Annotated in this window: 29 protein-coding genes and 1 tRNA gene; 15 read left to right on the forward strand and 15 right to left on the reverse strand. The window is 70.3% G+C overall.

Features of this window, described 5'->3' with window-relative positions; translation table 11 throughout:
- Nucleotides 1-11 precede the first annotated feature (11 nt).
- Genes BO64_RS01550 through cobA form a run of 5 tightly spaced genes read right to left on the reverse strand, consistent with a single transcriptional unit; the run spans nucleotide 12 to nucleotide 4,082 of the window.
- A complete protein-coding gene (locus tag BO64_RS01550) occupies nucleotides 12-746 on the reverse strand; it encodes a phosphoadenylyl-sulfate reductase (protein ID WP_496401556.1) in 735 nt (244 codons plus the stop codon).
- Nucleotides 747-751: 5 nt separating this feature from the next.
- A complete protein-coding gene (locus BO64_RS01555; protein ID WP_496401513.1) occupies nucleotides 752-1,249 on the reverse strand; it encodes a DUF934 domain-containing protein in 498 nt (165 codons plus the stop codon).
- Nucleotides 1,233-2,888, reverse strand: coding sequence for a nitrite/sulfite reductase (locus tag BO64_RS01560; RefSeq protein ID WP_496401514.1), 1,656 nt, complete (start codon nucleotides 2,886-2,888; stop codon nucleotides 1,233-1,235). The genes BO64_RS01555 and BO64_RS01560 overlap by 17 nt, the downstream gene beginning before the upstream one ends.
- 4 nt (nucleotides 2,889-2,892) lie before the next feature.
- On the reverse strand, nucleotides 2,893-3,252 hold the full coding sequence (locus BO64_RS01565) for a DUF2849 domain-containing protein (protein ID WP_496401515.1): 360 nt from the start codon (nucleotides 3,250-3,252) through the stop codon (nucleotides 2,893-2,895).
- On the reverse strand, nucleotides 3,249-4,082 hold the full coding sequence (gene cobA, locus BO64_RS01570; RefSeq protein ID WP_496401516.1) for a uroporphyrinogen-III C-methyltransferase: 834 nt from the start codon (nucleotides 4,080-4,082) through the stop codon (nucleotides 3,249-3,251). Before cobA ends, BO64_RS01565 begins: the two co-directional genes overlap by 4 nt.
- 178 nt (nucleotides 4,083-4,260) lie before the next feature.
- Between cobA and gcvA the strand changes: the two genes are divergently transcribed.
- Together gcvA and BO64_RS01580 are read left to right on the forward strand one after the other, a co-directional pair.
- Nucleotides 4,261-5,217: a transcriptional regulator GcvA gene (gcvA, locus tag BO64_RS01575; protein WP_496401517.1), complete on the forward strand. Its 957-nt coding sequence runs from the start codon at nucleotides 4,261-4,263 to the stop codon at nucleotides 5,215-5,217.
- Nucleotides 5,218-5,233: 16 nt separating this feature from the next.
- A complete protein-coding gene (locus BO64_RS01580) occupies nucleotides 5,234-5,554 on the forward strand; it encodes a chorismate mutase (protein ID WP_496401518.1) in 321 nt (106 codons plus the stop codon).
- 10 nt (nucleotides 5,555-5,564) lie between these two features.
- Here the strand turns inward: BO64_RS01580 and BO64_RS01585 are convergent, their stop codons facing one another.
- Together BO64_RS01585 and BO64_RS01590 are read right to left on the reverse strand one after the other, a co-directional pair.
- Nucleotides 5,565-6,092 (reverse strand): DUF1993 domain-containing protein, encoded by a 528-nt coding sequence (locus BO64_RS01585; RefSeq protein ID WP_496401519.1) that lies wholly within the window; start codon nucleotides 6,090-6,092, stop codon nucleotides 5,565-5,567.
- Nucleotides 6,093-6,150: 58 nt separating this feature from the next.
- Entirely contained in the window at nucleotides 6,151-6,477 is a 327-nt protein-coding gene (locus tag BO64_RS01590; RefSeq protein WP_496401520.1) for an Hpt domain-containing protein, read from the reverse strand.
- Nucleotides 6,478-6,682: 205 nt separating this feature from the next.
- On the opposite strand from BO64_RS01590, the gene BO64_RS01595 reads away from it, so the two are divergent.
- The 7 genes from BO64_RS01595 (at nucleotide 6,683) to spt (ending at nucleotide 12,897) form a co-directional block, all read left to right on the forward strand.
- Entirely contained in the window at nucleotides 6,683-6,955 is a 273-nt protein-coding gene (locus tag BO64_RS01595; protein WP_496401557.1) for a tyrosine-type recombinase/integrase, read from the forward strand.
- Nucleotides 6,956-7,052: 97 nt separating this feature from the next.
- A tRNA-Lys gene (locus BO64_RS01600) sits at nucleotides 7,053-7,128 on the forward strand.
- 152 nt (nucleotides 7,129-7,280) lie between these two features.
- Complete coding sequence (locus BO64_RS01605) at nucleotides 7,281-8,657, forward strand: lipopolysaccharide biosynthesis protein (protein WP_496401521.1); 1,377 nt, start codon at nucleotides 7,281-7,283, stop codon at nucleotides 8,655-8,657.
- Nucleotides 8,654-10,378, forward strand: coding sequence for a fatty acyl-AMP ligase (locus BO64_RS01610; RefSeq protein ID WP_496401522.1), 1,725 nt, complete (start codon nucleotides 8,654-8,656; stop codon nucleotides 10,376-10,378). The genes BO64_RS01605 and BO64_RS01610 overlap by 4 nt, the downstream gene beginning before the upstream one ends.
- Nucleotides 10,379-10,383: 5 nt before the next feature.
- Complete coding sequence (locus tag BO64_RS01615; protein ID WP_496401523.1) at nucleotides 10,384-11,316, forward strand: NAD-dependent epimerase/dehydratase family protein; 933 nt, start codon at nucleotides 10,384-10,386, stop codon at nucleotides 11,314-11,316.
- A 109-nt stretch (nucleotides 11,317-11,425) separates the two neighbouring features.
- Nucleotides 11,426-11,680, forward strand: a complete 255-nt coding sequence (locus BO64_RS01620) for an acyl carrier protein (RefSeq protein ID WP_496401524.1) — start codon at nucleotides 11,426-11,428, stop codon at nucleotides 11,678-11,680.
- Between the two features lie 2 nt (nucleotides 11,681-11,682).
- Nucleotides 11,683-12,897, forward strand: a complete 1,215-nt coding sequence (gene spt / locus BO64_RS01625) for a serine palmitoyltransferase (RefSeq protein ID WP_496401525.1) — start codon at nucleotides 11,683-11,685, stop codon at nucleotides 12,895-12,897.
- Here the strand turns inward: spt and BO64_RS01630 are convergent.
- The 3 genes from BO64_RS01630 to BO64_RS01640 are packed head-to-tail and all read right to left on the reverse strand — an operon-like array spanning nucleotide 12,894 to nucleotide 15,789.
- Nucleotides 12,894-13,772, reverse strand: coding sequence for a hypothetical protein (locus BO64_RS01630; protein WP_496401526.1), 879 nt, complete (start codon nucleotides 13,770-13,772; stop codon nucleotides 12,894-12,896). The two genes, spt and BO64_RS01630, sit on opposite strands and share 4 nt — an antisense overlap.
- Complete coding sequence (locus BO64_RS01635; RefSeq protein WP_496401527.1) at nucleotides 13,769-14,683, reverse strand: diacylglycerol/lipid kinase family protein; 915 nt, start codon at nucleotides 14,681-14,683, stop codon at nucleotides 13,769-13,771. Before BO64_RS01635 ends, BO64_RS01630 begins: the two co-directional genes overlap by 4 nt.
- A complete protein-coding gene (locus BO64_RS01640) occupies nucleotides 14,680-15,789 on the reverse strand; it encodes a CDP-alcohol phosphatidyltransferase family protein (RefSeq protein ID WP_496401528.1) in 1,110 nt (369 codons plus the stop codon). Before BO64_RS01640 ends, BO64_RS01635 begins: the two co-directional genes overlap by 4 nt.
- An 80-nt stretch (nucleotides 15,790-15,869) precedes the next feature.
- Here BO64_RS01640 and BO64_RS01645 point away from each other — a divergent pair, with 80 nt between their 5' ends.
- The 6 genes from BO64_RS01645 (at nucleotide 15,870) to BO64_RS01670 (ending at nucleotide 21,480) form a co-directional block, all read left to right on the forward strand.
- A complete protein-coding gene (locus BO64_RS01645) occupies nucleotides 15,870-16,766 on the forward strand; it encodes a metallophosphoesterase family protein (RefSeq protein WP_496401529.1) in 897 nt (298 codons plus the stop codon).
- Nucleotides 16,767-16,878: 112 nt separating this feature from the next.
- Nucleotides 16,879-17,313, forward strand: a complete 435-nt coding sequence (locus BO64_RS01650; RefSeq protein ID WP_496401530.1) for an HIT family protein — start codon at nucleotides 16,879-16,881, stop codon at nucleotides 17,311-17,313.
- 18 nt (nucleotides 17,314-17,331) lie between these two features.
- Nucleotides 17,332-18,519, forward strand: a complete 1,188-nt coding sequence (locus BO64_RS01655) for an LptF/LptG family permease (protein WP_496401531.1) — start codon at nucleotides 17,332-17,334, stop codon at nucleotides 18,517-18,519.
- Entirely contained in the window at nucleotides 18,516-19,574 is a 1,059-nt protein-coding gene (locus BO64_RS01660; protein ID WP_496401532.1) for an LptF/LptG family permease, read from the forward strand. Before BO64_RS01655 ends, BO64_RS01660 begins: the two co-directional genes overlap by 4 nt.
- A complete protein-coding gene (locus BO64_RS01665) occupies nucleotides 19,574-20,737 on the forward strand; it encodes a GNAT family N-acetyltransferase (protein WP_496401533.1) in 1,164 nt (387 codons plus the stop codon). The genes BO64_RS01660 and BO64_RS01665 overlap by 1 nt, the downstream gene beginning before the upstream one ends.
- Nucleotides 20,734-21,480 (forward strand): nucleotidyltransferase family protein, encoded by a 747-nt coding sequence (locus tag BO64_RS01670; RefSeq protein WP_496401534.1) that lies wholly within the window; start codon nucleotides 20,734-20,736, stop codon nucleotides 21,478-21,480. Before BO64_RS01665 ends, BO64_RS01670 begins: the two co-directional genes overlap by 4 nt.
- Nucleotides 21,481-21,489: 9 nt before the next feature.
- On the opposite strand, the gene BO64_RS01675 is transcribed toward BO64_RS01670, so the two are convergent.
- The 5 genes from BO64_RS01675 to BO64_RS01695 form a co-directional block, all read right to left on the reverse strand.
- The gene (locus BO64_RS01675) at nucleotides 21,490-22,242 is read right to left on the reverse strand and encodes a phosphocholine cytidylyltransferase family protein (protein WP_496401535.1); all 753 of its coding nucleotides are present in this window, start codon (nucleotides 22,240-22,242) and stop codon (nucleotides 21,490-21,492) included.
- Between the two features lie 249 nt (nucleotides 22,243-22,491).
- Complete coding sequence (locus BO64_RS01680; protein ID WP_496401536.1) at nucleotides 22,492-22,752, reverse strand: SWIB/MDM2 domain-containing protein; 261 nt, start codon at nucleotides 22,750-22,752, stop codon at nucleotides 22,492-22,494.
- Between the two features lie 132 nt (nucleotides 22,753-22,884).
- Nucleotides 22,885-23,364 carry a hypothetical protein gene (locus BO64_RS01685; protein WP_496401537.1) on the reverse strand — a complete coding sequence of 160 codons (480 nt, stop codon included), beginning with the start codon at nucleotides 23,362-23,364 and terminating at the stop codon, nucleotides 22,885-22,887.
- 80 nt (nucleotides 23,365-23,444) lie between these two features.
- The gene (locus BO64_RS01690) at nucleotides 23,445-24,080 is read right to left on the reverse strand and encodes a dienelactone hydrolase family protein (protein ID WP_496401538.1); all 636 of its coding nucleotides are present in this window, start codon (nucleotides 24,078-24,080) and stop codon (nucleotides 23,445-23,447) included.
- Nucleotides 24,081-24,203: 123 nt separating this feature from the next.
- Nucleotides 24,204-24,341 (reverse strand): PaaI family thioesterase, encoded by a 138-nt coding sequence (locus BO64_RS01695; RefSeq protein WP_496401539.1) that lies wholly within the window; start codon nucleotides 24,339-24,341, stop codon nucleotides 24,204-24,206.
- Nucleotides 24,342-24,381 lie beyond the last annotated feature (40 nt).

Here is a 24,381-nt window from a genome sequence, read left to right on the forward strand (position 1 = left end):
TCTTCGGGCGGCTAGATGTCGCCGCCCACGTTGTTCGCGGCTGCCGGCGAGCGAACGAGGTGTATGCCGCATTCGGTCTTGTCCAAACCTTTCCAGCGGCCGGCGCGCACGTCCTCGCCCTCTTCCACCGGTTGGGTGCAGGGCCAGCACCCGATCGACGGGAAGCCCTGGGCCACCAACGGGTGCGGCGGCAAATCGCGCTCCCGGGCGTAGGCGTCAAGCTCGGCCTTGCCCCAGTTCGCGAGCGGATTGAATTTCACCTTCCCGTCCGCCTGTTCGACAACCGGCAGATTGACGCGGTCGCCGCCATGGAAGCGCTTGCGGCCGGTGAGCCAGGCGTCGAAGCCCTCCAGGGCGCGGTCCAGGGGCAGCACCTTTCGGATGTGGCAGCAGGCGTCGGTGTCGGTCTGCCACAGCTTGTTCTGCGGGTCGGTGGTGGCGAGGTCCTGGTAGGCCGGCCGCAGGTCGCGCACGTCGGTCAGGCCCAGCCGCGCAGCCAGCTGCTTGCGGTAGTCCAGCGTCTGGCCGAACAGCATGCCGGTGTCGAGGAACAGCACCGGCACCGCCGGATTCACCTGGGCCACGATGTCCAGCAGCACCGCCGACTCGGCGCCGAACGACGAGACCAGGGCCAGCTTCTCGCCGAAAGCCTCCAAGGCGGCTTCCACAACGGTGCGCGGATGCGCCCGCCGCAGCTCCGCATCGAGCTTCTGGGCCAGGGTCTGGTCAGGAGTCTCGTAGGCCACGCTCATCAGCCCCGCTCCTCGAAGGCAGGGCGGCGCGCGTCCGCGGCGCGCTGATAGACGTGGCGGTAGCGACGGGCGGCGGCGTCCCATTCCTGGGTGTTGGTCCCGTCGGCCGGCTCGAAGGCGTCGAAGCCGCAGCGCACCATGAAGCCGGCCTGCTCGCGCAGAACGTCGCCCACGGCCCGAACCTCGCCCTTGAAGCCCAGCCGCTCGCGCAGCAGCCGCGCGCTTGTATAGGCGCGGCCGTCCCGGAACTTGGGGAACTCCAGCGCCACCACCGAGATCCGCGGCAGGTCATAGGCCAGGGCCTCGACGTCCTCGTCGGGGGCGACCCGCACGCCTATCTTGCGGCCTTCATGGATCAGCCGGTCGCCCTCGGCCTGGAAGCGCGCGAGCGAGATGATGATATCGCCGGGCGCCAGCTCCTGGTCGTCAGCCACGTGGGTGAAGGCGTCCTCGGCCGGTTCGGCCCGACCGTTCCGCCATTTAATGAGCGTCGGCATAGACAGCCTCCTTGAAGGGCGCGACGCCGGTGCGCCGGAAGGTGTCGAGGAAGCGTTCGCCGTCCACCCGCTCGCGCAGATAGACATCGACGAGGGTGTCCACCGCGTCGGCCACGCGGTCGTAGGGCAGAGCCGGTCCCAGGATGGTCCCGAGGCTGGCGTCCTCCGCCCCCGAGCCGCCGAGGGTGAGCTGGTAGAACTCCTCGCCCTTCTTATCGACGCCCAGGATGCCGATGTGACCGATGTGGTGGTGGCCGCAGGCGTTGATGCAGCCGCTGATCTTGACCTTCAGCTCGCCCACCAGTTCGGCCCGGGACTCGTCACGGAACTTCTCGGCGATGTGCTGTGCCACCGGGATCGCCCGGGCGTTGGCCAGGGCGCAGTAGTCCAGCCCCGGGCAGGCGATGATGTCGCTGACCAGGTTGATGTTGGGCGTGGCGAGGCCTGCCTCCCGCAGGGCCGCCCACACTGCCGGCACATCGTCCAGCTTCACATGCGGCAGGACCAGGTTCTGCTCGTGGGTGACCCGGATGTCGTCCTGGCCGTAGCGCTCGGCTAGGTCCGCCACCACGTCCATCTGGTCGGCGGTGGCGTCGCCGGGGGTCTCGCCGATGGCCTTCAGGCTGATCTCGACGATGCCGTAGCCGGGCTTCTTGTGCGGCTTGAGGTTGTTGCGCACGAAGCGGGCGAAGGCCGGATCCGCCGCCTTCGCGGCCTCCAGGGCCTCGGACTGGGCCGGCAAGCTCTTGAAGCCGGTGCGGGCGAAGGCCCCGCGGATGCGCGCCAGTTCGGTGTCGGGCAGGTCGGCGCCGTCGCCGATCTTGGCCCATTCGGCCTCGACCTGACGGGTGAACTCCTCGACGCCCAGGGCCGCCACCAGGATCTTGATCCGGGCCTTGTAGATGTTGTCCCGGCGACCGTGGCGATTGTAGACGCGCAGGATCGCCTCCAGGTAGCTCATCAACCGGTTCACCGGCAGGAACTCCCGGATGGTCGGGCCGATGTGCGGGGTGCGGCCCATGCCGCCGCCCACGATCACCTCGAAGCCCAGCGAGCCGTCGCGTGCGCGCTTCAGCACCAGGCCGATGTCATGCACCCGTGCCGCCGTGCGGTCCTTGGGCGCAGCGGTGATGGCGATCTTGAACTTCCGCGGCAGGAAGCTGAACTCGGGGTGGAAGGTCGACCACTGGCGGATCGCCTCGGCCCACACCCGCGGATCGTCCACCTCCTCGGCCGTGGCCCCCGCATAGGGGTCGGCGGTGACATTGCGGATGCAGTTCCCGGAGGTCTGGATGGCGTGCATGTCCACGCTGGCCAGATGGTCCAGGATGTCGGGCGCGTCCTTGAGCTTGATCCAGTGGAACTGGAGGTTCGTGCGCGTGGTGAAGTGGCCGTAGCCGCGGTCATAGGTCCGCGCGATCCAGGCCAGCTTGCGCATCTGGGTCGGGTTCAGCGAGCCGTAAGGGATCGCCACCCGCAACATGTACGCGTGCAGTTGCAGGTACAGGCCATTCATCAGCCGCAGGGGCTTGAACTGGTCCTCGGTCAGCTCGCCCGAGAGACGGCGGGCCACCTGCTCGCGGAACTCCGCTGCCCGGTCGGCCAGCATCTCCTTGTCGATGGTGTCGTAGCGGTACATCGGCCTACTTCCGCTTGATCAGGTTCACGCGCCCGGTGGAGCGGGCTGCGCCGGAGGCGCTCTGGAGGGCCTCGATCACCGGGCCGCCCTCGGCCTGCTTGCCGTGGTGCAGATGGTTGGTGGGCCCCAGCGCCCGGATGCGCTCGCGGTAAGACAGCGGCGCCCAGATGCCCTCGGCCTCCACAAGGTCGATGGGATAGACGTCCACCACCACCGTGGTCTGGCTCTTGCCCTGGGCCTCAGCCTCCATCAGGGCCGCGTCGTCGGAGAACAGCTCGGCGTCGGCGAAGCGCTCGACCCAGCGGCCAGCGTTCCAGAACACCACCTCTCCATCGCTCAGCCGGTTGGCGGTCAGGGCCTTCATGCGCGCGCCTCGCGGATCAGGGTTTCGACGGCGCCCTCGCTGGAGGACGCCAGGGCCATGGCCTCGCCGACGATCAGCAGGGCCGGTCCGTTCAGGGCCGAGGCGGCCTCGGCGAGGCCGCCCAGGGTGGTCGCCACACGCCGTTCGTCAGCCCGGCTGGCGTTCTCGACGATCAGGGCGGGCGTGGATGCGCCGCGGCCCGACGCCATCAGCCGGCCGGCGATCGCCGCGGCCTGGGACAGGCCCATGTAGATCACCACCGTCTGGTTCGGCCGGGCGAGGCTCGCCCAGTCGAGGTCGGGCTCCGCGCCTTGCGAGGCATGGCCGGTCACGAAGGTCACGGCCTGGGCCGCCCCCCGGTGGGTCAGCGGCGCACCCGCGCTCGCCCCCGCCGCCAGGGCCGCGGTCACGCCGGGCACCACGCGGCACTCGATCCCCGCCGCGCGGCAGGCCTCCAGCTCCTCGCCGCCACGGCCGAAGATCAAGGGATCGCCGCCCTTCAGCCGAACGACCGTCAGGCCCTCCAGGGCGAAGGCCGTCAGCATGCGGTTGATCTCGTCCTGGCTGTACGAGTGGCGCGACTTGCGCTTGGCCACGCTGATCCGGCGCGCGCCGGCGGGCGCCAGCGCCAGGATTTCTTCAGACACCAGGCCGTCATGCACCACCACCTCGGCGGTCTGCAGGACCTTCAGCGCCTTGAGCGTCAGCAGTTCGGGATCGCCAGGACCGGCGCCCACGAGCCACACTTGGCCGACAGCCGCGCTGCGGACCTTGCCGTCCAGGACGACCAGTCTCTCTGCACGCCGTCGCTTGTCGTCGGCTCTGGCCATATTTTCAGGTTCTCTAAAAGCGCTGTACTCTTGAATCAGGACGGGACGAGCTTGCGCCCGTCCCGCCGACCGTCCGCAGGTGAAAAGGGCCGATACACCAGCGGACGCTTGCAATAAGGGTCGGGACGGCCCAATTCGCAACCCGAGGACTTCTGCCGGGGCTGTCAGAGATTCTTTCATGGAACGACCCACACAGCGTCGCCGGCTGCCGCCTCTCAACGCCCTGCGCGCCTTCGAGGCGGCCGCCCGGCATCTGAACTTCAGCCGCGCCGCCGACGAGCTGGCGGTGACGCCGGGCGCGGTGTCCCAGCAGATCCAGAACCTGGAGGACTATGTCGGCGCGGCGCTGTTCAAGCGCACGCCCAAGGGCCTCCTGCTCACCGACGCCGCTCAGACCGCCCTGCCCGCCTTGCGCGAGGCCTTCGACCGGCTGGCCGAGGCCGCCTCCCTGCTCACCGCCGCGGTGGACGGGCGCCGGCTGACGATCACCGCCGCGCCCTCCTTCGCCGCCAAGTGGCTGGTGCCGCGGCTGGGCGCCTTCGAACGGGCCCATCCGCAGGTGGACGTCTGGCTCTCGGCCGGGATCGAGCTGGTGGACCTGGCCGCCGGCGAGGTGGACATCGCGATCCGCTACGGCGCCGGACGCTATCCGGGCCTGGAGGTCCGGCGGCTGATGAGCGAGACGGTGATTCCGGTGATCAGCCCCGCCCTGCTGGCGGAGCAGCCGCTGGAGACGCCCGAGGACCTCGCCAACCACGTGCTGCTGCATGACGGCTCGCCGGACGTGGACGATTCCTGCCCTGACTGGTCCATGTGGCTGGCGGCCCGGGGCCTGCGCGGCATCGACGGCCAGCGGGGTCCGCGCTTCAACCAGTCCAGCCTGGTGATCGAGGCCGCCGCCAACGGCCGCGGCGTGGCCCTGGCCAAGCGGGCCCTGGCCATGGCCGACCTTGAGGCCGGACGGCTGGTGGCGCCTTTGCAGATCGCCACGGCGGTCGACTTCGCCTATTACCTCGTCCATCCCAAGGCCAAAGGCCGGCTGCCTCAGGTGAAGGCCTTCATCGGCTGGATCGAAGCGGAGGCCCGCGCGCACGAAGAGGCGCTCGTGGCCATCGACAACGGCGCCGGCATCTGACGACTAGACGAGTGGAATGACCGTTCTGAGCGATGACCGTCCGCGTCCCGCGGACTGCACCACCATGGCCGAAGTGCGTCAGGGCGTTGACGCCCTGGATCGCCAGCTCGTGGCCCTCCTCCTGGAGCGCCAGGGCTACATGGACGCCGCCGCCCGCATCAAGCAGGACCGCGAGAGCGTCCGCGACAACGCCCGGGTCGAGGACGTGGTCGCCAAGGTGAAGGCCGAGGCCCGCCGCGTCGGCCTGTCCGAGGAGATCGCCGAACCCGTGTGGCGCACCCTGATCGAGCAGTGCATCCGCTACGAGTTCGGCGTCTGGGACAAGCTCAGGTCCTAGGTCCGCGCCGTCAGGCGGCGGCCAGGTCCGGGAACGCCCCGGCCAGATAGTCCAGCTTGCCGAGCGGCACGCCCCGCTGACGCAGCAGGGCGTAGGCCGTGGTCACGTGGAAGAAGAAGTTCGGCAGCGAGAACTTCAGCAGGAAGTCGCGGCCGGTGAAACGGATCGTGCGGTCCGGCAGGGGCAGCTCGACGATGGCGTCCGCGCGTCCGTTCACCTGCTCGGGCGTCACGCTCTCCACGAAGGCGATAGCCCGTTCAATCCGCTCCCGCAGCTCGGGGAAGGTCGTCTCCACGTCCGGGAAGCTGGGCGCGGCCACCCCCGCCAGCCGCGCGGCGCCGTTCTTGGCCGCGTCGGTGGCGATATGGATCTGCCGGTTGAACGGCAGCATGTCCTCGATCAGCCGGACGTCGGCGTAGGCGTTCGGGTCCTTCCCCTCGGACCTCGCGTGCGCCTCGGCCTTGTCGAGAATGGCCAGCAGGTTGCGCAGCATCTGAAGATAGACGGGGATCGACGCTTCGTAGAGCGACAGGGACATGGACGCCTCCTCACGGCCAAGGTGAAGCCCGCGAGATAGGAACGCCCTGCCCGGCCGGCTAGCCGGCCCGGCATCGGGTCAGGTAGCGGTTGATCTCTTCAAGCGCCTCGACCAGGGCCTCCCGGACGGCGCGCAGGTCCTCCGGCCCGCCGAATTCAGCCCGACCGGCCGCCTCGCCCAGTCTGCCGGCGCCGATGCCCAGGGCCGAGCCCTTGATCAGATGGGCGAACTGACGCTGCTCCGGTCCGGGATTTTCAAGCCGATCGCGCCAGGACGCAGCCTGGGCGCAGAAGGTCTCGAGCACCTCCAGGATCACGGCCCGGTCGCCTGCGCACACCAGTTCCAGATAGCCGAAGTCGACAGCGCGAGTTTTCTCGCTCCCCATCCAGACCTTCTCCCCTAGGCTCGGCCCGGATTATCCGTAGCGGGCTCGCGCGTCGCCCCCAAGCCGCGATTGGGTTTCCCGCCCCGGGGCTTACGAGACCGCCAGCAGGGGAAGAACGATCTGGACCTGCGCACCCCACCCGCCTGGCGCCGTCACCCCCCCCTGCCGGTCGCTGCTTAATCGCATCGAGAAGCGCGGGCCGCTGATCCTCACCACGGAGCGCGGGCACCGCCCCTGGACGACGGATGGCCTGCGCTCGTCCTTCAACAAGGCTTGCGAGCGCGCCGGGGTCGAACGGACCTTCCACGACCTGCGCCGGACCGCCGCGACCTACCTCCTGATGGCCGGGATCGAGGCCTCCCAGGTGGCCCTTGTGATGGGCTGGTCGGAGAAGGCCGTGGAGGACCTAAAACGCAAATACGTCAGCCGAACGGCGGTTGTTCAAGCCGTGCTTGCAAAACTCGAAAAGGCCGTCTAACAGAACGCCTCCCGAACGGGGGCCTGTACGAAACGGTGTACGAAAGTTCACCGGGTCCAAGTCGGGAAGCCAAAAACCCTAATGGGTTCAGGCAGTTGGGTGTATAGCTCAGTTGGTAGAGCAGCTGACTCTTAATCAGCGGGTCCAAGGTTCGAATCCTTGTACACCCACCACTTCCTTCCTCCAGATCAACGGATCGCAACGGCGCTGAAGCGCTGCCGATGACCGTCGGCCTGAGACGTCCCGCGCAGTTGCGGCGGCGGGGCTTCGGGCGCCAGAGTCCAGCCATGCCAGCGCGCCTCCGCCTCATCTCCGGACCCCGCCCGTGACGGCCCATCCGGCCCGCGAGGCCGCCGCCGTGGGCGGAATCCTGAAGCGCGTGGTGGCCAACGCCGGGGTCCTCCTGGGCGGGCGGACGGTGAACGCCGTGCTGGGCCTGGCCTATCTCGCCGTCGCCGGGCGGAGCCTGGGAGCGGCCAACATGGGCGTCCTGGTGCTCATCACCGCCTTCGCCCAGTTCCTCGGCGACGTAGTCAAATTCCAGTCCTGGCAGACCGTGATCCAGTACGGGGCCCGGCCGCTGGCCGAGCATGATCGCCCGGCCTTCCAGCGGATGCTCCGCTTCACCCTGTTCCTGGACGCGGCCAGCACCCTCCTGGGCATCACCATCGGCGTCATCGGCTCGTTCGTCTTCGCCGACCGGCTCGGGTGGAGCCAGGCCATGGCGCCCATGGCCGCCCTCTACATGCTGAGCATCGTGTTCGTCATCTCGGGGATGCCCACGGGCCTCCTGCGGCTGTTCGATCGATTCGACGTCCTGGCGCAGCAGACCGCGCTGGTGGGCTTCGTGCGCCTGCTGGGCAGCTTCGTGGCCGTGCTCGTGGGCGGCGGGGTGCCCGCCTTCCTGTTCGCCTGGGCGGCGGGCAGCATCGCCGGCTGGCTCTATCTGGTGACCATGGGCGTCCTGGAGCTTCGCCGCCACGACATGCTCGCCGGCTTTTCCTGGAAGGGCCCGCTCACCGAGGGCATGCCCGGCGCCTGGCGGTTCGCCTGGAACACCAATCTGTCGGCGACCCTGGAGGTCGCCTTCACCCACATGGTCACCCTGATCGTCGGGGGCCTCGTGGGTCCGAGCCAAGCCGCCTTCTGGCGCATCGGCCGGCAGGTGGCCGACGCCCTGGCCAAGCCCGCCAAGCTGCTGACGCCCGCCCTCTATCCTGAGCTCGCCCGCCTGCGGGCCGGCGACCATCACGACGCCATGTGGCGGCTGGCCCGCAACGTCGGCCTGCTGGCGGGGGGCGTCGGCCTGCTGCTCCTCGCCGTGGCCGCCTTCGCCGGCGGCCCTCTGCTGGCCCTGGTGATGGGCAAGGCCTTCGCTCCCGCCGCGGGGGTGATGACCTGGCAGGTGGCGGCCGCCGTTATCGGCATCTTCGCGTTGCCGCTCGAGCCGATGCTGGTTTCCCTGGGCAAGCCGGGCCGCGCCGTCTGGGTGCGACTGGCCGTCAGCGCCGCGTTCCTTATCGCACTCCCCTTCCTTGTGCGCGCATTCGGGCTTACAGGGGCCGGCGCAGGCCTTGTGGGCGCGGCCGCCGCCCTTGCCCTGGGCCTGCTCTGGTTCATCCTGCGAGAAAATGGGAATCGCCGAGCCCGGCCGTCCGACGCGCCCGCCGCCGACCCCGACAGTCCGAAAGACCAAGCGTGACTCCGACCCCGACAGCTCCGGACCGGCCTTTCCGCACCGGCGGCTTCGCCACCCTCATCGAAGCGCTCGACTTCGCCGCCGCCGGCCCCACCGGCGTGAATCTCTACGGCCTGCGGGGCGAACTGGTCCTGGCCCTGACCTACGCCGAGTTGCGCGACCGCGCCCGCGCCCTCGCCGCCCGCATCCTGGCCTCGGGCGTCCGCCCCCTGGACCGCGTGGGCCTGGTGGCTGAGACCGACGCCGACTTCGTGGTGGCCTTCTTCGCTTGCCAGTACGCCCGGGTGACGCCCGCCCCGCTGCCGCTGCCCGCCCCGCTCGGCGGCCGCGAGGCCTATGTGGAGCAGATCGCCCGGATGCTGGCCTCGGCCAAGGCCGCGGCGGTGTTTGGCCCCGAGGCCCTGATCCCCTGGCTGGAGGACGCCGCCCGGACCGCCGGGACGCCCATCGCCGGCCGTATCCAGGACCTGCCCGAGGCCCCGCTGGCCGACCTGCCCGCGCCCGCGCCTGACGATCCCTGCTACGTGCAGTTCTCCTCGGGGAGCACCCGCAACCCGACCGGCGTGCTCTGCACCCACCGGGCGCTGATGGCCAACTGCACGGCGATCACCCGCGACGGCCTGAAGGTGACGGCGCAGGATCGCGCCTTCTCCTGGCTGCCGCTCTACCACGACATGGGGCTGGTGGGCTTCCTGATGGCCCCGCTGACGGCGCAGATGACCGTGGACCTGATGCCCACAGGCGCGTTTGTCCGCCGGCCGCTGCTGTGGCTCGACCTGATGTCGAAGAACCGGGCCACGGTCTCCTACAGCCCCACCTTCGGCTACGAGCTCTGCGCCCGCCGGGGCGACGGTACGCGCGAGGGCCTGGACCTTTCGGCCTGGCGCTCGGCCGGCTGCGGCGGCGACATGGTGCGCCCCGGTCCGCTGCTGGCCTTCGCAGAGCGCTATGCGTCCGCCGGTTTCTCGGAGAAGGCGTTTGTGGCCAGCTACGGCATGGCCGAGGCCACCCTGGCGCTCAGCATGGCGCCCCTGGGCGGCGGCCTGCGCTACGAAACCGTCGACACCGACCGGATGGAGCGCGACGGCGTCGTGGTCCCGGCCGAGGCGGGCGCCGGCAAGACCGAGCGCAGCCGGGCCTTCGTCCGCTGCGGCCCGATCCTGCCGCTGCACGAAGTTGAGATCCGGGACGAGGCCGGCCACCCCCTGCCCGAGCGTCGCGTCGGCCGCATCTTCGTGCGCGGCCCCAGCCTGATGCGCGAATATTTCGGCGACCCCGAGGCCACCGCCCGGGTCCTGTCCGCCGACGGCTGGCTCGACACCGGCGACCTCGGCTTCCTGGTGGACGGCGAGATCGTCCCCACCGGACGCGCCAAGGACCTGATCCTGCTGAACGGCCGCAACGTCTGGCCGCAAGACCTCGAATGGTCGGCGGAATCCGAGATCGAGAAGCTGCGCAGCGGCGACGTGGCCGCCTTCTCGGTGGACCGCGACCAGGGCGAACAGCTGGTGGTGCTGGTTCAGGCCCGCACCAGCGACCCCGAGGCGCGCCGCGCCCTGACCGAGGACGTGGCGGCCCTGCTCCGCGCCCGTCACGGCGTCGAAGCCCGGGTGGAACTGGTCGGCGCCCATGCCCTGCCCCAGACCTCCTCCGGGAAGCTCTCCCGCTCCAAGGCCCGGGCGCTCTATCTGGCCGGGGCCTTCCAGGCCGAGACCGCGGCCTGACCCGCATGGCCGGGCGCGTCGTCGGCGTCACGGGCGCCACCGGCTTCCTGGGCCGCCGGATCGTCCGCGCCCTTGCAGCAGACGGCTGGCGGGTGCGCATCCTCGCCCGGCGTGATCCCATCGACCCGCTTTGGGCCGATCTAGAACCCGAAGTGGTGCTCGGCGACCTGGCCGACGAGCGGGCTCTGGCGTCCCTGGTCCGGAACGCGGAGGCCGTGATCCACGGGGCCGCCCTGGTGAAGGCCCGCAGCGCCGGCGAATTCGCCGCGGTGAACCGTGAAGGCGCCCGGAGGCTCGCCCTCGCCGCCGCAGACGTTCCCAACGTGGTGCTGGTCTCCAGTCTCGCGGCCCGCGAGCCCGGCCTGTCGCCCTATGCGGCCAGCAAACGCGCCGCAGAGGAGGCCATGGCCGAGATCCTCGGCCCGCGCCTCACCATCGCCCGGCCGCCAGCGATCTATGGACCCGGCGACCGCGAACTGCTGCCGGTGTTTCAGGCCGCGGCCACGCTGCCCGTCCTGCCGGTGCTGAGTCGGACGGCCAGGGTCGGCATGATCCATGTCGAGGATGCGGCGCGGCAGATCGCAGCATTGGCCGCCCGCCCGGCCGGCCGCGCGGTGGCGCTCAGCGACGAGCGCCCCGAGGGCTATTCATGGGCCGAGCTGATGGCCACGGCGGCCCGGGCCTGCGGACGTCATTCCCGTCTCGCGCCGGTCCCCTCCGCCCTCGTGCGGCTGGTCGGAATCACAAATGATTTCAGAGCAATGTTCGGCGCCAATCCAATGCTGACCTCGGGCAAGGCGCGGGAATTGCTGCATCCAGACTGGTCGATCCGGCCCGATGAGAGACTGCCGGGCCTGCCCGCCCCGCTCTACACGCTGGCGACCGGCTTTTCCCACACCGTAGGGTGGTACCGGCATGCGGCGTGGATGAAACATTAGCTGCGGATTTGTGACGAGCGGTGCAGCGGAAGGTGGAAATCCTGGGCCAACATGCTTAGGTACCCTCTCGCTGCGGGAGCGGTCTGTTAGGTACTTGGGGGCCACTGAGATGGTTGAACTCGCGACGGATCTCACCGTGCGCGAAGTCGCGAAGGCGGCCGAAACCGTGCTTCAGCGCCCGGTCAATGTGACTCCGGACACCGACATCGCCCGCGACCTCGCCGTCGACTCGCTCGCGCTCATGAACATCGTCATGGAGCTGGAAGACCGTTTCGACCTGTCGATCCCCCTCGACCGGCTCGCCACTGTCCAGACCGTCGGCGATCTTTCCGAACTGATCAATACCCTGCGGACGAAGGCTTAAGCATGGGGCTGCTCGACAAGCATCTGGGCTATCGCGCCCCGCTGGACGCCATCCGCGCGGTCGGCGCCGACCCCTCCAACGTCCGATTCGAAGCCGTGACCTCGCCCACCGAGGGCGTGCTGAACGGCCGGCCGGTCATTCTGCTCGGCACGAACAACTATCTGGGCCTGACCTTCGATCCGGAGTGCATCGAGGCCTCCGCCGAGGCTGTGCGCCAGTGGGGCACCGGCACCACCGGCTCGCGGTTCGCCAACGGCACCTTCCTCGGCCACACCGCCCTGGAACACGCCCTGGCCGGCTTCTATGGCCGCAAGCACGCCATGGTGTTCACCACCGGCTATCAGGCGAACCTGGGCTCGATCTCGGGCCTGGTCGGCCGCGGCGACCACCTGATCCTCGACGCCGACAGCCACGCCTCGATCTATGACGCGGCCAAGCTCTCGGGCGCCGAGGTCATCCGCTTCCGGCACAACGATCCCGAAGACCTCTACAAGCGCCTGCGGCGCCTGGGCGACGCCCCCGGCGGCCGCCTGATCGTGGTGGAAGGCATCTACTCCATGATCGGCGACGTGGCGCCGCTCAAGGAGTTCGTCGACGTCAAGCGCCAGATGGGCGGCTACCTGCTGGTGGACGAGGCCCACTCCATGGGCGTGCTGGGCGAGAACGGCCGCGGTCTGGCGGAAGAGGCGGGCGTCGAGGACGGCGTGGACTTCATCGTCGGCACCTTCTCCAAGAGCCTGGGTTCGGTGGGCGGCTTCCTCGTCTCGGACGAGGAGAACTTCGACCTGCTGCGCATCGTCAGCCGGCCCTACATGTTCACCGCCTCGCTGCCGCCGGCGGTCATCGCCTCCACCCTGGCGGCGCTGAAGCGGCTGGAAGAGGACGCCTCCCTGCGCACCCGCCTGTCCACCAACGCCGACCGGCTCTACGAGGGCCTGCGCAACATGGGCTATTCGGTGGGGCCGCACGCCAGCCCCATCACCGCCGTGGAGATGCCCGACCAGGCCACCGCCGTCAGCATGTGGAACGCCCTGCTGCAGAACGGGGTGTACCTGAACCTGGCCATCCCGCCGGCGACGCCCGACAACAAGTCGCTGCTGCGCTCGAGCGTCAGCGCGGCCCACACGCCTGAGCAGATCGACGCGGTGCTGTCGGTGTTCGAGCAACTGGGCCAGGAATTCGGCCTGCTGCCGAACCGCCGCCGCGCCACCGCCTAGCGCTTCCGGGCCTTCCGCAAAGTCCACAGGACGCCGGGCGCCGCCAGGATCGGGTGGCGCTCGCGGAAAGGCGTGACCTCCAGCGCCACGCCCGTGTGCTTCTCGATCTTGTAGGCGGCGTAGCGGGCCGCCCCTTCGAAGGTGAAGGCCGCCTTGGCCAGCCTCGCGAGATTGAGCGGCTTGCCCATGGCCGAACGCAGGCTCCAGCCGGGCAGCCCGGTCTTGCGCGGCTGATAACCCCCGTCCTTCTCGGTGAACGCCACGCCCGCCGCCGCCCATGCAAGCGGCAGGATTTCGGCGAAGCGGTCCGCATTCGAACCCAGGACCGTGTCCGCCCGATCCGGGCTCTCGACCCGAAACTCGGCGGCGTAGGTGCGGCGGAACAGGGCCGTCCAGTAGGCCGTCGCCGGGCCTTCGTCGGGTCCCAGGGCCGCGGCGTAGCGCGAGGCGGTCCGCACCGCCGCCGCCACAGCGGCCGTCACCTGGGCCGCATCCCCCGCCTGCCAGGCGATGGCCGCCGGCTGCACGAAGCGGGTCCAGATGGTGGTGTCGAGCGTCCGGCCTTCGGCCGCCCGGCGGAAGACATCCAGCGGCAGGGTGGCGACCTTGGCCTTCAGCCCCTCGAACTCGTGGTAGCTGACCTCGGGCCACAGCACCCGTTCCACGAGGCCGTGGAGCCCCGTCCGGTGCGGCCGGCGGGTGAGGACATAGAAGTCCAGCAGCCCCGACAGGTCACCCGTCCGCAGAGTCGAGCCGTAGTAGAGCACCGCCACGTCCCGGGCCGGATCGGCCAGGCGGGCCGCGAAGGCCGTCACCGCCTCCGGCAGGGGCCGCCTGAGCTCGCGGGCCAGCAGGGCCTCAAGCGCCGCGCTCACGTGACCACGAACTCCAGGTCAGGGCCCTGCCGGACGACAAGGTCGCCGCCGGGGTAGATCTCCCCATCGAGAGTGAAGCTGCCGTCGAAGGACAGGCGCATCTCGGCGACGTCGCGGCGGCGGTAGCCCGCCGCCTCCAGCCAGGGCGCCTGCGAGCCCGCCAGTACGGCGGGGACGGCCCGGGGGAGGCGCCGCGGCGGCGCGGCGGCCGTCAGGATCTTAAGTCCCTCGTGAGGCGGGCCGAACGGCTTCAGTCCGAGGGGGAACCGCTTGAGGGTGGAGGCCAGGATCAGGAACCAGTCCCTCGCCTCGGACGCGCCATCGCCCAGGGCCAGGGTCGCAGCTTCCCCGCGCCGCCACGGATCGGCCGCCCCGCCCGCGAAGGTGCGCGCCGCCGCGCCCAGGATGGTCATGACGATGGCGGCGTTGTCGAAGAAGCCGAGGCCGTGGGTCTTCTGCGCAAGCTCGGTCCCGCGGACGAAGGCCCCCATGCCGAAGAGGAAGCCGCGGTGCTCGGCCACGGTCTGGCCGGGGCGCACCACTTCGAGGCAGGCCCGAGTCTTGCGCTTGGCCGGATCCCTGGCCGCGGCCAGGAAGGCGCGCACCGGCGTCCCCAACGGCACGCCGAGATCAAGGGCCAGGGCGTTGGTCTTGCCGTTGGGGATCACGCCAAAGGTGGGCAGCCGGTCGCCATAGGCCTTGCCGGCGCGGGTCAGCACATCGCGGACGGTCCCGTCGCCGCCGTCGATCACCACCAGGTCCACCCCGGAGGCGGCGAACCAGGCCAGGGCCTCGTACAGGTCGTCAGGTTTCTCGGGGACGGCCTCCAGCACCCCGGGCGGCGCGTCGGCCCGCGCCCCCGCCTGGTTGCGGTGGCTCTTCAGGTTGCGGATGACGCCGGCGCGGATCACCGCGACAGCCAGGAGACGACCTGGCCCTTGGGAGTGGCCATGGCCTGGACCACCTGAACGAGGTGGACGATCAGGCAGATCGCCGTCCAGATGCCCACCAGATACAGGCCCCAGCCGGGCTGGCCCGCCAGCCAGGCGAGGGTCAGGACGATGAGGTTCGGGTTCCGCCGGGCCGTGATCAGGCGGAAGAAGCTGTCGAACGGGCGCCAGCTGTGCACGTGGAAGCCGAACAGGCGCAGGAAGACCCCCTCCTCCCCCCGCTGCAGCACATAGCCGGCGAGGATCACGGCCAGGGTCAGTTCGGGATGCGGCGGCGGCAGGCCCACCTTGAAGCAGCCCACGTACCAAGCCCACCACCAGAAGGGCGGGTGGATAAGGTCGATGCCGTGGTCGAAGACATTGCCCCACTTGGATGAGGTCATGGTGGTGCGGGCGAGCTTGCCGTCTACCGTGTCCAGGAAGGTCATGATCCAGCCGGCCAGCAGGCCCCAGCCGAACTCGCCGATCCAGAACAGCCAGAAGGCCAGCAAGACCAACAGGAAGCCCGCGAAGGTCACCATGTTCGGGGTGATCTTCGCCTCGGCGCACCAGCGGGTGACGATCCGCGCCGGCAGGGGCCAGGCGTATTTGGTGACGATGTCGGTGACGCCCTTGTACGAGCCCGCGAAGGTGCGCGCCTCGATGGCCCGCACGTTCTCCCGCGTCAGGCGCTCCAGCACCGGCGCCTCGCGCTTGCGGAGAGCCTCGTTGTAGGCGAGCTCGGCGGGGGACAGCACGGCGAGGCCCACCGGGGCCTTGCCGGCCAGCAGGGCCTGCGAGGCGGCGCCGGCGTCTTCCCCAGCCACATGGGCGGCTACGGCCCGGCCATCGTCGGTCACCAGCACCGATCCCGGGCGCCTGGCCAGGGTCGCCACCAGGGCCTCGTCATAGACCCAGTCACCGAGGGTGATGATCGCGCCCCGGCCGGCCTCCGCCACCTCAGCGGGGGTCACGCCCGCGCGCAAATACTGGCGGGTCAGGCGCTCGCGCGCCGTCATGCCCCACAAGCGCACATCGCCCGCGCCCAGGATCAGTCCCGCCGGCGCCGTCTTGCCCTCGGTCGTCAAAGTTCGCTCGCGCCCCTCACGCAAATCACCGGAAACTGATACCCAGCGGGTGCGCCCCCTGGATAGAACGCAGCCCTGAATTGTCCACCTTCCGCCTCGCCCACCTGTCGGACCCGCACCTGACGCCGCCGGCTTCGGCCCTGCGCGGCGGCGGGCTCAGCAAGCGCGTGCTCAGCCGCTTTGCCTGGAGACGCAAGCGTCATCGCCACAACCCGGCGATCCTGCAAGCCATCGCCGCCGATATGCTCGCCGCGCGGCCGGACCACATCGCCGTGACGGGCGATCTGACCAACTTCTCGACGCCGGAGGAGTTCGACGCCGCGGCGCGCTGGCTGGAGGGCTTGGGCGAGCCCCGCGACATCACCGTCAGCCCCGGCAACCACGACGCCCTGGTGGCCCGCGGCGCGCCGACCAACTTTGGCCCCTGGCGCCGCTGGCTGGGGGATGATCCGGACGGCGACTTCCCGCATCTGCGGGTCCGCGGCCCCGTGGCGATCATCAACGCCTGTTCGGCCATGCCCACCGGCCCGCACCTCGCCACCGGCGCCCTAGGCGCCGCACAGCTGGAGCACCTGGCCAGGCTTCTTGTGGAGACCGGCGAGCAACGCCTGTTCCGCGTGCTCCTGGTCCACCATCCGGTCGCCGCCGGAGCCGTCTCCAAGCGCAAGTCGCTCACTGACGCCGCAGCCCTGCGCGAACTGCTGGCCGCCCGCGGGGCCGAGCTGGTCCTGCACGGGCACGCCCACGAGGCGCTGATGAACCGCATCGCCGGGCCGGCCGGCCCCATCCCGACCCTCGGCGTTCCGTCCGCCTCCACGCCGCCAGGCTTCCACGATCCGCCCGCCCGCTGGAATCTCATCGAGATCGCGCCCGGCGCGGACGGATTCGCCGGCGGCTTCAGGGTTCGGATCGAGGCGCGCGGCGTGCAGGACGGCGCGGCGGTGACGGCGCTGGGCGCATTCTCCCTCGCCGCCTGAGACACCGGCCGCACACCCGCCGTTCGGCCTTTCATGGCGGGGGCGCCGTCCCTATGATCCCCGCCCGCGGCCGCGGCCGCGCCGCCCACCCCGTCAAAGTCATGGGAAGCTCGTGACCAACCCCACGGCCCGCAAGTTCGGCTATCCGCGCACCCTGGTCGCCGAGACCGATCGCTGGATGGTCCTCGTCCGCCCGCAGCAGCCGACGTTCGGCTCACTGGTCCTGGTCTGCAAGGAAGAGGCCCAGGCCTTCTCCGACATTTCACCGGCCGCCTTCGCCGACCTGAAGACGGCGGTGGACGGCATCGAGCGCCTGCTCCGGGGCGCGGTGGACTACGCCAAGATCAACTACCTGATGCTGATGATGGTCGATAAGGACGTGCACTTCCACGTCCTGCCGCGCTACGAGGGGACCCGTGACTACAACGGGAAGAGCTTCCCCGACGCCGGCTGGCCGGGCCAGCCGCAGCTCAGGTCGCACGTCGCCCTGGACGACGACGAGGCGGCGGCGCTGGCCGCCGACTTCGCCGCACGCTGGCCCGCCTAGGCCCCCGGCAGGCGTCCCGTGAAGCTCATCGATCGCTACCTCCTGCGGACGGCCTTCTGGCCGATGATCGGGGCCACGGGCGTGACCCTGGTGGCGCTGCTGCTCGAGCGCATCCTGCGTCTGCTCGACATGCTGTCGGCGTCGAGCGAGCGCTTCACCTTCGTCGCCCAGCTCGCGGTCAACCTTGTCCCGCACTACATGGGCCTGACCCTGCCGGCGGCTTTCTTCATCGCCCTGGTGGTGGTGGTGAACCGGATGAACCAGGCCTCCGAGGTGGACGCCCTGCTCGCGGCCGGGGTGTCGCTGACGCGTCTGGCGGCGCCCTATCTCGCTCTCGCCGGGGTGCTCAGCTTCCTGACGCTCATCGTCTTCGGGGTTCTGCAACCCTACAGCCGCTACGCCTACCGGGCGGTCCTGCACGCGGCCCAGAACGCCGGCTGGAGCGGAGTCGTACCCCAAGGCACCATCATCGAACCTAACGACCAGCTGACCATGACCACCGACGAGGCAGACGCCGCCGGCCAGCGCCTCAGCCGGGTGTTCATCCGCCGCATCGACGACCGGGGCCGCGAGGAGATCACCACCGCCGGCATGGCCGAGCTGCGACGGACGGCCGACGGCCAGAACGTCACTTTGGTGCTCAAGAACGGCCAGCAGCTGCGCTTCAACAGCCGGGGCGAGCCCGAGCTGCTGAGCTTCGAGGACTTCACCATGCAGCTGCCGCTCAGCGGCCCGGCGCGCCTCCTGCGGGCCCGCGGCGGCGACGAGCGCGAGCTCAACCTCTTCGAACTGGCGGCCAAGGCCAAGGACCCGCACTCGGTGATCCCGCGCGAGACCCTGCTGGCCGAGCTGTACGGGCGCCTGGCCCGGGCCTTCGCCCTGCCGCTACTGCCCCTGCTCGCCGTGCCCCTGGGCCTCTCGGCCAAGCGCAGCGGCCGGGCGCCCGGCGTCATCGTCGGCGGGCTTCTGCTACTGGCCTTCCACCACCTGATCCAGCTGGGACAGGGCTTCGCCGAGACCGGGCGGGCGTCCCCCGAGGTCGCCGTCGGCCTGCCCTTCGTGGTCTTTGCGGCGATCTGTTTCAGCGTCTTCTTCACCAGCCGCAAGCGGCCGGGCGAGACGCCCATCGGCCGGCTGATGGAACACATCTCCAGCATCGTCGTGCGCATCCGCGCTCGCCTGAAACCTGAGCGGGCGAGCGCATGAGGCTGGCCCGCTACCTGTTCCTGCTGACCGCCGGGCGGATTCTCGCGGCCCTCGCGGTGCTGGTGGGCATCCTGCAGATCCTGGACCTGCTGGACATCACCACCGAGATCCTTGATCGCGGCCTCGGAGCGGGTGGGGTCTTCTACTACAGCCTGCTGCGCCTGCCGCGTCTCATCGAGCAGGCCGCGCCTCTGGCTGTACTGGCCGGCTCCCTCTTCGCCTTCGCCAAGCTGGCCGGCGAGAGCGCCGTGACCGCCATGCGCTCCACCGGCATCTCGGCCTATCGCATCACCGCCCTGACCCTGCCCGCCGCCGCCCTGCTGGCGGTCGCCCAGCTCCTGATCGGCATGGTCATCGCCCCCAGCGCCGACGCGACCCTCACCGACTGGTGGCAGGCCACAGCCCCGAAGGAGGAGGTCGCCAAGCCGGCCGACGCCCTGACCTTCCGGGTGGGCCAGGAGATCGTGGTCGGACGCCCGTCCGAAGACGCCCGCCGCCTCGACGATCTGACCATCTACCGCCGCGATCCCGCCGGCCGCCTCGTCCAGCGCACCACCGCCGAGGCCGCCGTCTATGACGCCGGGGTCTGGCGGCTCGTCTCCCCGCGCTTCGAGGCCGTGGGCGAGGACGACGTCACCTCCGGCGCCGCCCAGACCATGACCTGGACCCAGAACATCCGCCCGGCGGACATCCAGACCCTGCGCACGGGGGCGACCACCATCTCGGCCGCCGAGGCCCGGCGGGCGCTGCAGGGCGGAGTCTCCATCCGCTCCACCAGCTTCTACGACACCCAGGTCCAGCGGGCCTGGGCTGCGCCCTTCGCCTGCGTGGTGATGCTGCTGCTGGCCGCCCCGGCGGCGCTGGCCAACTTCCGAGGCGGCGCCTCGACCCTGATGGTCCAGTGCATGGCCGCCGGGCTCCTGTTCCTTGTCTTCGACGGCGCCTTCACGGCGCTGGGCGAAAGCGGTGCTGCGCCGGCGTTCCTGGCCGCCTGGGCCGCGCCGGCCATATTCTCGGCCCTCGGCATAACCGCCCTGCTCTATCTGGAGGGCTGATGGCCTACGACAGCCCCGCGGCGGACGCCGCCGCCTCGGCCTTGCGGCTCGTGCCGGTGACCACCCCGGCGGAGCTTGAACGCTTCATCCGCCTGCCCATGCGCCTGCAGGCGAACGATCCCAACTATATCCCCCCGCTGCTGCTCGAGCGGCGAGAGGCGCTGCAGGCCAAGACCAACCCCTTCTTCGCCCATGCCGAGGTGCAGTTCTGGCTGGCGGTGAGGAACGGCCGCGACGTCGGCCGCATCTCCGCCCAGATCGACCGGCTGAACCCTCAGACCGCCGAGGGCTACGGCAACTTCGGCCTAGTCGCCGCCGAGGACGACCCCGAGGTCTTCGCCGCCCTGTTCGCCGCAGCCGAAGCCTGGCTGCGCGAGCGCGGCTGCCGCAGGGCCCTGGGCCCCATCAACCTCTCCACCAATGAAGAGGTCGGCCTGCTCGTGGAGGGGCACGACACCCCGCCCATGGTGCTGATGGGACACGACCCGATCTATGTGGGGGGCCGGATCGAGGGCCAAGGCTACGTCAAGGCCAAGGACCTCTACGCCTACGAATGTAGTGTCGACGATGACCTGCCCGCCCCCATCCTGCGCCGGGTCCGCAAGGCGCCGCCCGACGGGGTGGTGCTGCGCACGGTGGACATGAGGCGGTTCAACGAGGAGGTCCGGACGCTGACCGGCATCCTCAACGACGCCTGGTCCGGCAACTGGGGCTTCACGCCCACGACCGAGGCGGAGACGCAGCAGCTGGCCACCGCACTGAGGATGGTGATCGACCCGCGGCTTACCTGGTTCGCCGAGATCGACGGCGAGCCCGCCGGCTTTATGGTGCTGCTGCCGAACGTCAACGAGGCCATCGCCGACCTCAAGGGCCGCCTGCTGCCGTTCGGCTGGGCCAAGCTGCTGTGGCGGCTGAAGGTCGCCCGGGTGAAATCCGGCCGCGTGCCGCTCATGGGCGTCAAGCGCAAGTTCGCCTCGACCCACCGGGGACAGTTGCTGCCCTTCCAGCTGATCGACGCAGTCGTCCAGGCCGCCCGCAAGCTGGGCTACCGGCGCTACGAGCTGTCATGGATCCTGGAAGACAACCTCCCCATGCGGCGGATCTGCGAGGCCGGCGGGGCGCGCATCTACAAGACCTATCGGCTCTACGAGAAGGCGCTGTGAACTTTTCCGCCCTCGTTCTGGCCGGCTCGCGCGGCGGCCCCGATGCGGTGGCCGACTACGCCGGTGTCGCCCACAAGGCCCTGATCGAACTGGAGGGCCGCCCCCTCCTCGCCCGGGTCGCCGGGGCCCTGCGCGCCGCCGGCGCCCGGCGCATCGCCGTGTCCTGCAACCATCCCGCCGTGGAAGCTCTCGCCCGCGAGCTCGGGCTGGAAGTGCTGCCCTCGGCCTCGGGCCCGAGCCAGAGCGTCCTGGACGGCGCTGCGGCCCTCGGCCTTCCGCTGCTGGTGACCACCGCCGATCACGCCCTGCTGCAGCCGGAATGGGTCGAGCGCTTCCTCGCAGACGTCCCCGCAGGGACCGAGGTCGCCGCCATGGTCGCGCCGCGCGCAGCGGTGGAGGCCGCCGCGCCGGGCGCCCAGCGCACCTACCTTCGCCTGGCCGACGGCCACTGGTCGGGCTGCAACCTGTTCTGGCTGGCGAACGAGGACGCCCTGCGCGCGGTGGCCTTCTGGCGACGCTTGGAAGCCGAGCGCAAGCGCCCCTGGCGGATGGCGCGCATCCTCGGGCTGGGCATGTTGCTGAAATATCTGACGGGCCGCCTGAGCCTCGCCGGCGCCGCCGAACGCCTGGGCCGGCTGGCCGGGGTCGAGGCCCGGATCGTGGCCACGCCCTACGGCCTGGCCGCCGTCGATGTGGACAAGCCTGCCGACCTCGACCTGGTTCGGCGGCTCACCGGCGCCTGAGCCCGCGCCTCAGGCGTTCGCCAGGTCCTTGGCCCACCCGGCCGAAAGGCGCGTGAGGTTCTCCACGTCGGCGGGGAAGTCCATCTCGCCCCACTCCAGCCCCTCGATGGACTGGACCCGAACATCCGCGCCCGAGCGCGCCAGTTCGTCGATGGCGCTGAGGTACCAGCGCTTCAGCCCCTCGGGCCGCTGCAGGGCTTGTTCCACCGCCGCCCGGAACCGGGCCGCGCCAGCGGGCGAGAAGCGCAGGAAGCCGATGGACTCGGCGTCATAGGCCTCGATGGTCTTGCCGATGGCCAGCAGGCGGCCGTGGTCCGTCAGCACCTTCATGTCGTCGGCGTCGTAGCCGGCCTTCCGGTCGACCGTTACCGTGATCTCGGCCGGTTCGGCCGCCATCAGGCGCTCGACGATGCCCGGCCCCGGCAGGGTGTCGCCGTTCAGCAGCAGGATGTCGCGGTCGAACTCCTCGCGCACGATCCACACAGAGGCCAGATTGTCGGCCACCGAATAGAAGGGGTTGAACGCCAGCCGCACCCGCATCCTGGGCCGCAGCCGTTCGATCTCGGTCTGCACCGCGTCGGCCCGGAAGCCGGTGACGATCACGGCCTCGTCGACGCCGGCGGCCTCCAGGCGCATCAGCTGCCAGGCCAGCAGCGTCCGGCCCGACAGTTCAACCAGGCACTTGGGGCGCGACTCGGTAAGCGGCAGCAGGCGCTTGCCCTGGCCCGCGCTCAGGATGATGGCTCTGTTCGGCGACTTCACGAGGGCTTCCCTGTGCGACGGACTGGGAGACGGGACAGGCTATACACTTTCGAGCTTCCGGCGCGGCCGTGATGCATTGCCGCGGCGGCCCCCCGGAGTGTTTGACGCTATCTAGTCCGCCTTCCCGAAAAGTGAAGGCGGCGCGAGCGGCCCCTGAGACGAAGAAACCCCGCTAGGCGAGCCGCCCGCGGGGTTTCCGAACTCAAGTCTGGCAGGCCGCAGCGCCCGCGCCGCAGCCTTGCGGAAGTCCTACTTCAGGTGCTTCGCCAGATGCTTGTTCATCTCGAACATCGAGACCTTGTCCTTGCCGTCGAAGATCGGCTTCAGCTTGGCGTCAGCAAGGATTTCGCGCTTGTTTTCGGGATTCTGAAGATTGTTCTTCTTGATGTAATCCCAGATCTTCGAAACGGTTTCGCCGCGGGACAGTTGCCCCGAGCCGACCACAGCCGCCAGTTCCGACGAAGGCGTCAGCGGTTTCTGCAGCGCGTTGGTGTTCTTTCCAGTGGCCATGGGCTCCCCCAGCTAGAGTGACCACGACTAGCCGGCGCGAAATGCGCGTCCGGGGTGAGTCGCTTGAAGCTATCCTAGCGCGACGACGGCCGCGCGCCACAGGGAAGCGCACGCGGCCTTCTCATGCGGCCCCTAGGGGCGCATGGCGCCGGTGGATGGATCGAACCGGTCGCCGCGCACAGCCCGGGCCGCATCGCGATCCATGGGATCTCGCGCGTCAGGCGAGCGGTCGATAGCCTCATCGCCGCCCGCGGCCTCGATCATGTCGTACTCGGCGCGGGTGGCCGCCTCGGTAAGGGCGTCCTTGCTCCTGTCACGGGTCAGGTAGCGGTACGCGCCGTAGGCGATGGCCATGCCCAGGATCACCGGGGCGACGATGTTCATCACCGCCCAGCCGCCGCCGCTGACGCCCACGTCGCCGCTGGCAGATGCGCCGCCCATCGCCCGAAGGATGCCAACCCCGGTGGTTAGGCTGAACGCCCAGAAGGCGGCCGCCAGGGCCCAGGCAGTCCAAAGGAAAATCTTCGCGCCGACGCCGCCGGATGTGGTCGGCGCGGCCTCCTCACGGCCATAGGCCGTATTGTCCATGTCGCTGTAAGGCCGAACGGCCATGTCGCGCTCCCAGAGTTGTTCCGGTGTTGTCACGCCACACCAACACTTGGAGGCCCCGGCTGTTCCCCCTGCGCCCTGCGTCAGTGCAGGCAGGCGGCAGGGGCCGGGCCGGGGACGCTCCGGGCCGGCGCCAGGACGCGGTCGAACAGTTCCAGCAGACGGACGCGCTCCCGGTCGTCTTCGCCGGCGGCATAGGCCTCCATCTCGAAGTCCACCCCCGCGGCGCAGAACGCCGCCTCAAGCGTCGCCATGCCCCGGCCGGGCGAGCGGCCCGCGCGATAGCCGAGGTGAACCAGGGCGTTGATCCGCTGGGCCAGTTCCACCGCCGCCTCGGAGCCGAAGCCACGGCCGTGGAAGGCCGCCGCCGCCGCGATCCGCTCAGACCGCCAGGCCGCAGCCTTCAGCGCCAGATCGGCGCCCGCGCCCCAACCGGCGATTCCCACCCGGGCGTCCTCCACCCGCCGCTCGTCGGCGAGCCAGTCCAGCCAGGATTCCACGTCGGCCCGGCGTTCGTCCGCCGGGCGCGCAGCCCAGTCCGGGACCAGGGTGAAATACCCCCGCGCCGACAGGCGGCGGGCGATCCGCTCGGCCTGGGCCAGACCCGTGCGGGCGGCGAGTACGATCACCGGGGGCCGGCGTGCCTCGCCGTCCGGCCAGGCCGCCAGGGCGTCGATGCAGCCGTCCTCGGCCTCGATCTCGATCCGGGCTTCCGGCATGGCGCGCTCCTCGCTTCCGGCGAGCACACCATATTCCCATCAACTCGCTAGGATTATCTCGAAAGTCTGCGCTGCCCCGCAGAATTCCTGCATCTTGCCCCGCACTTCGCCCGGGAGGTCGCCCTAGCGATCAAACACCAGCAAGGTCGAGGTCGCGGTCGCATAAAGCCGCCCCTGGGCGTCGGTCAGCCGCCCCTCCGCGAAGGCGGCGCGGCGGCCGAGCTGAATCACCTTCCCCTCGGCGCGCACAGGCCTGCGCATTGACTTGACCCAGGGGGATGCCCCCAACTTCCTCCAAAAG

This window comes from Phenylobacterium composti DSM 19425 (genome assembly GCF_059568645.1).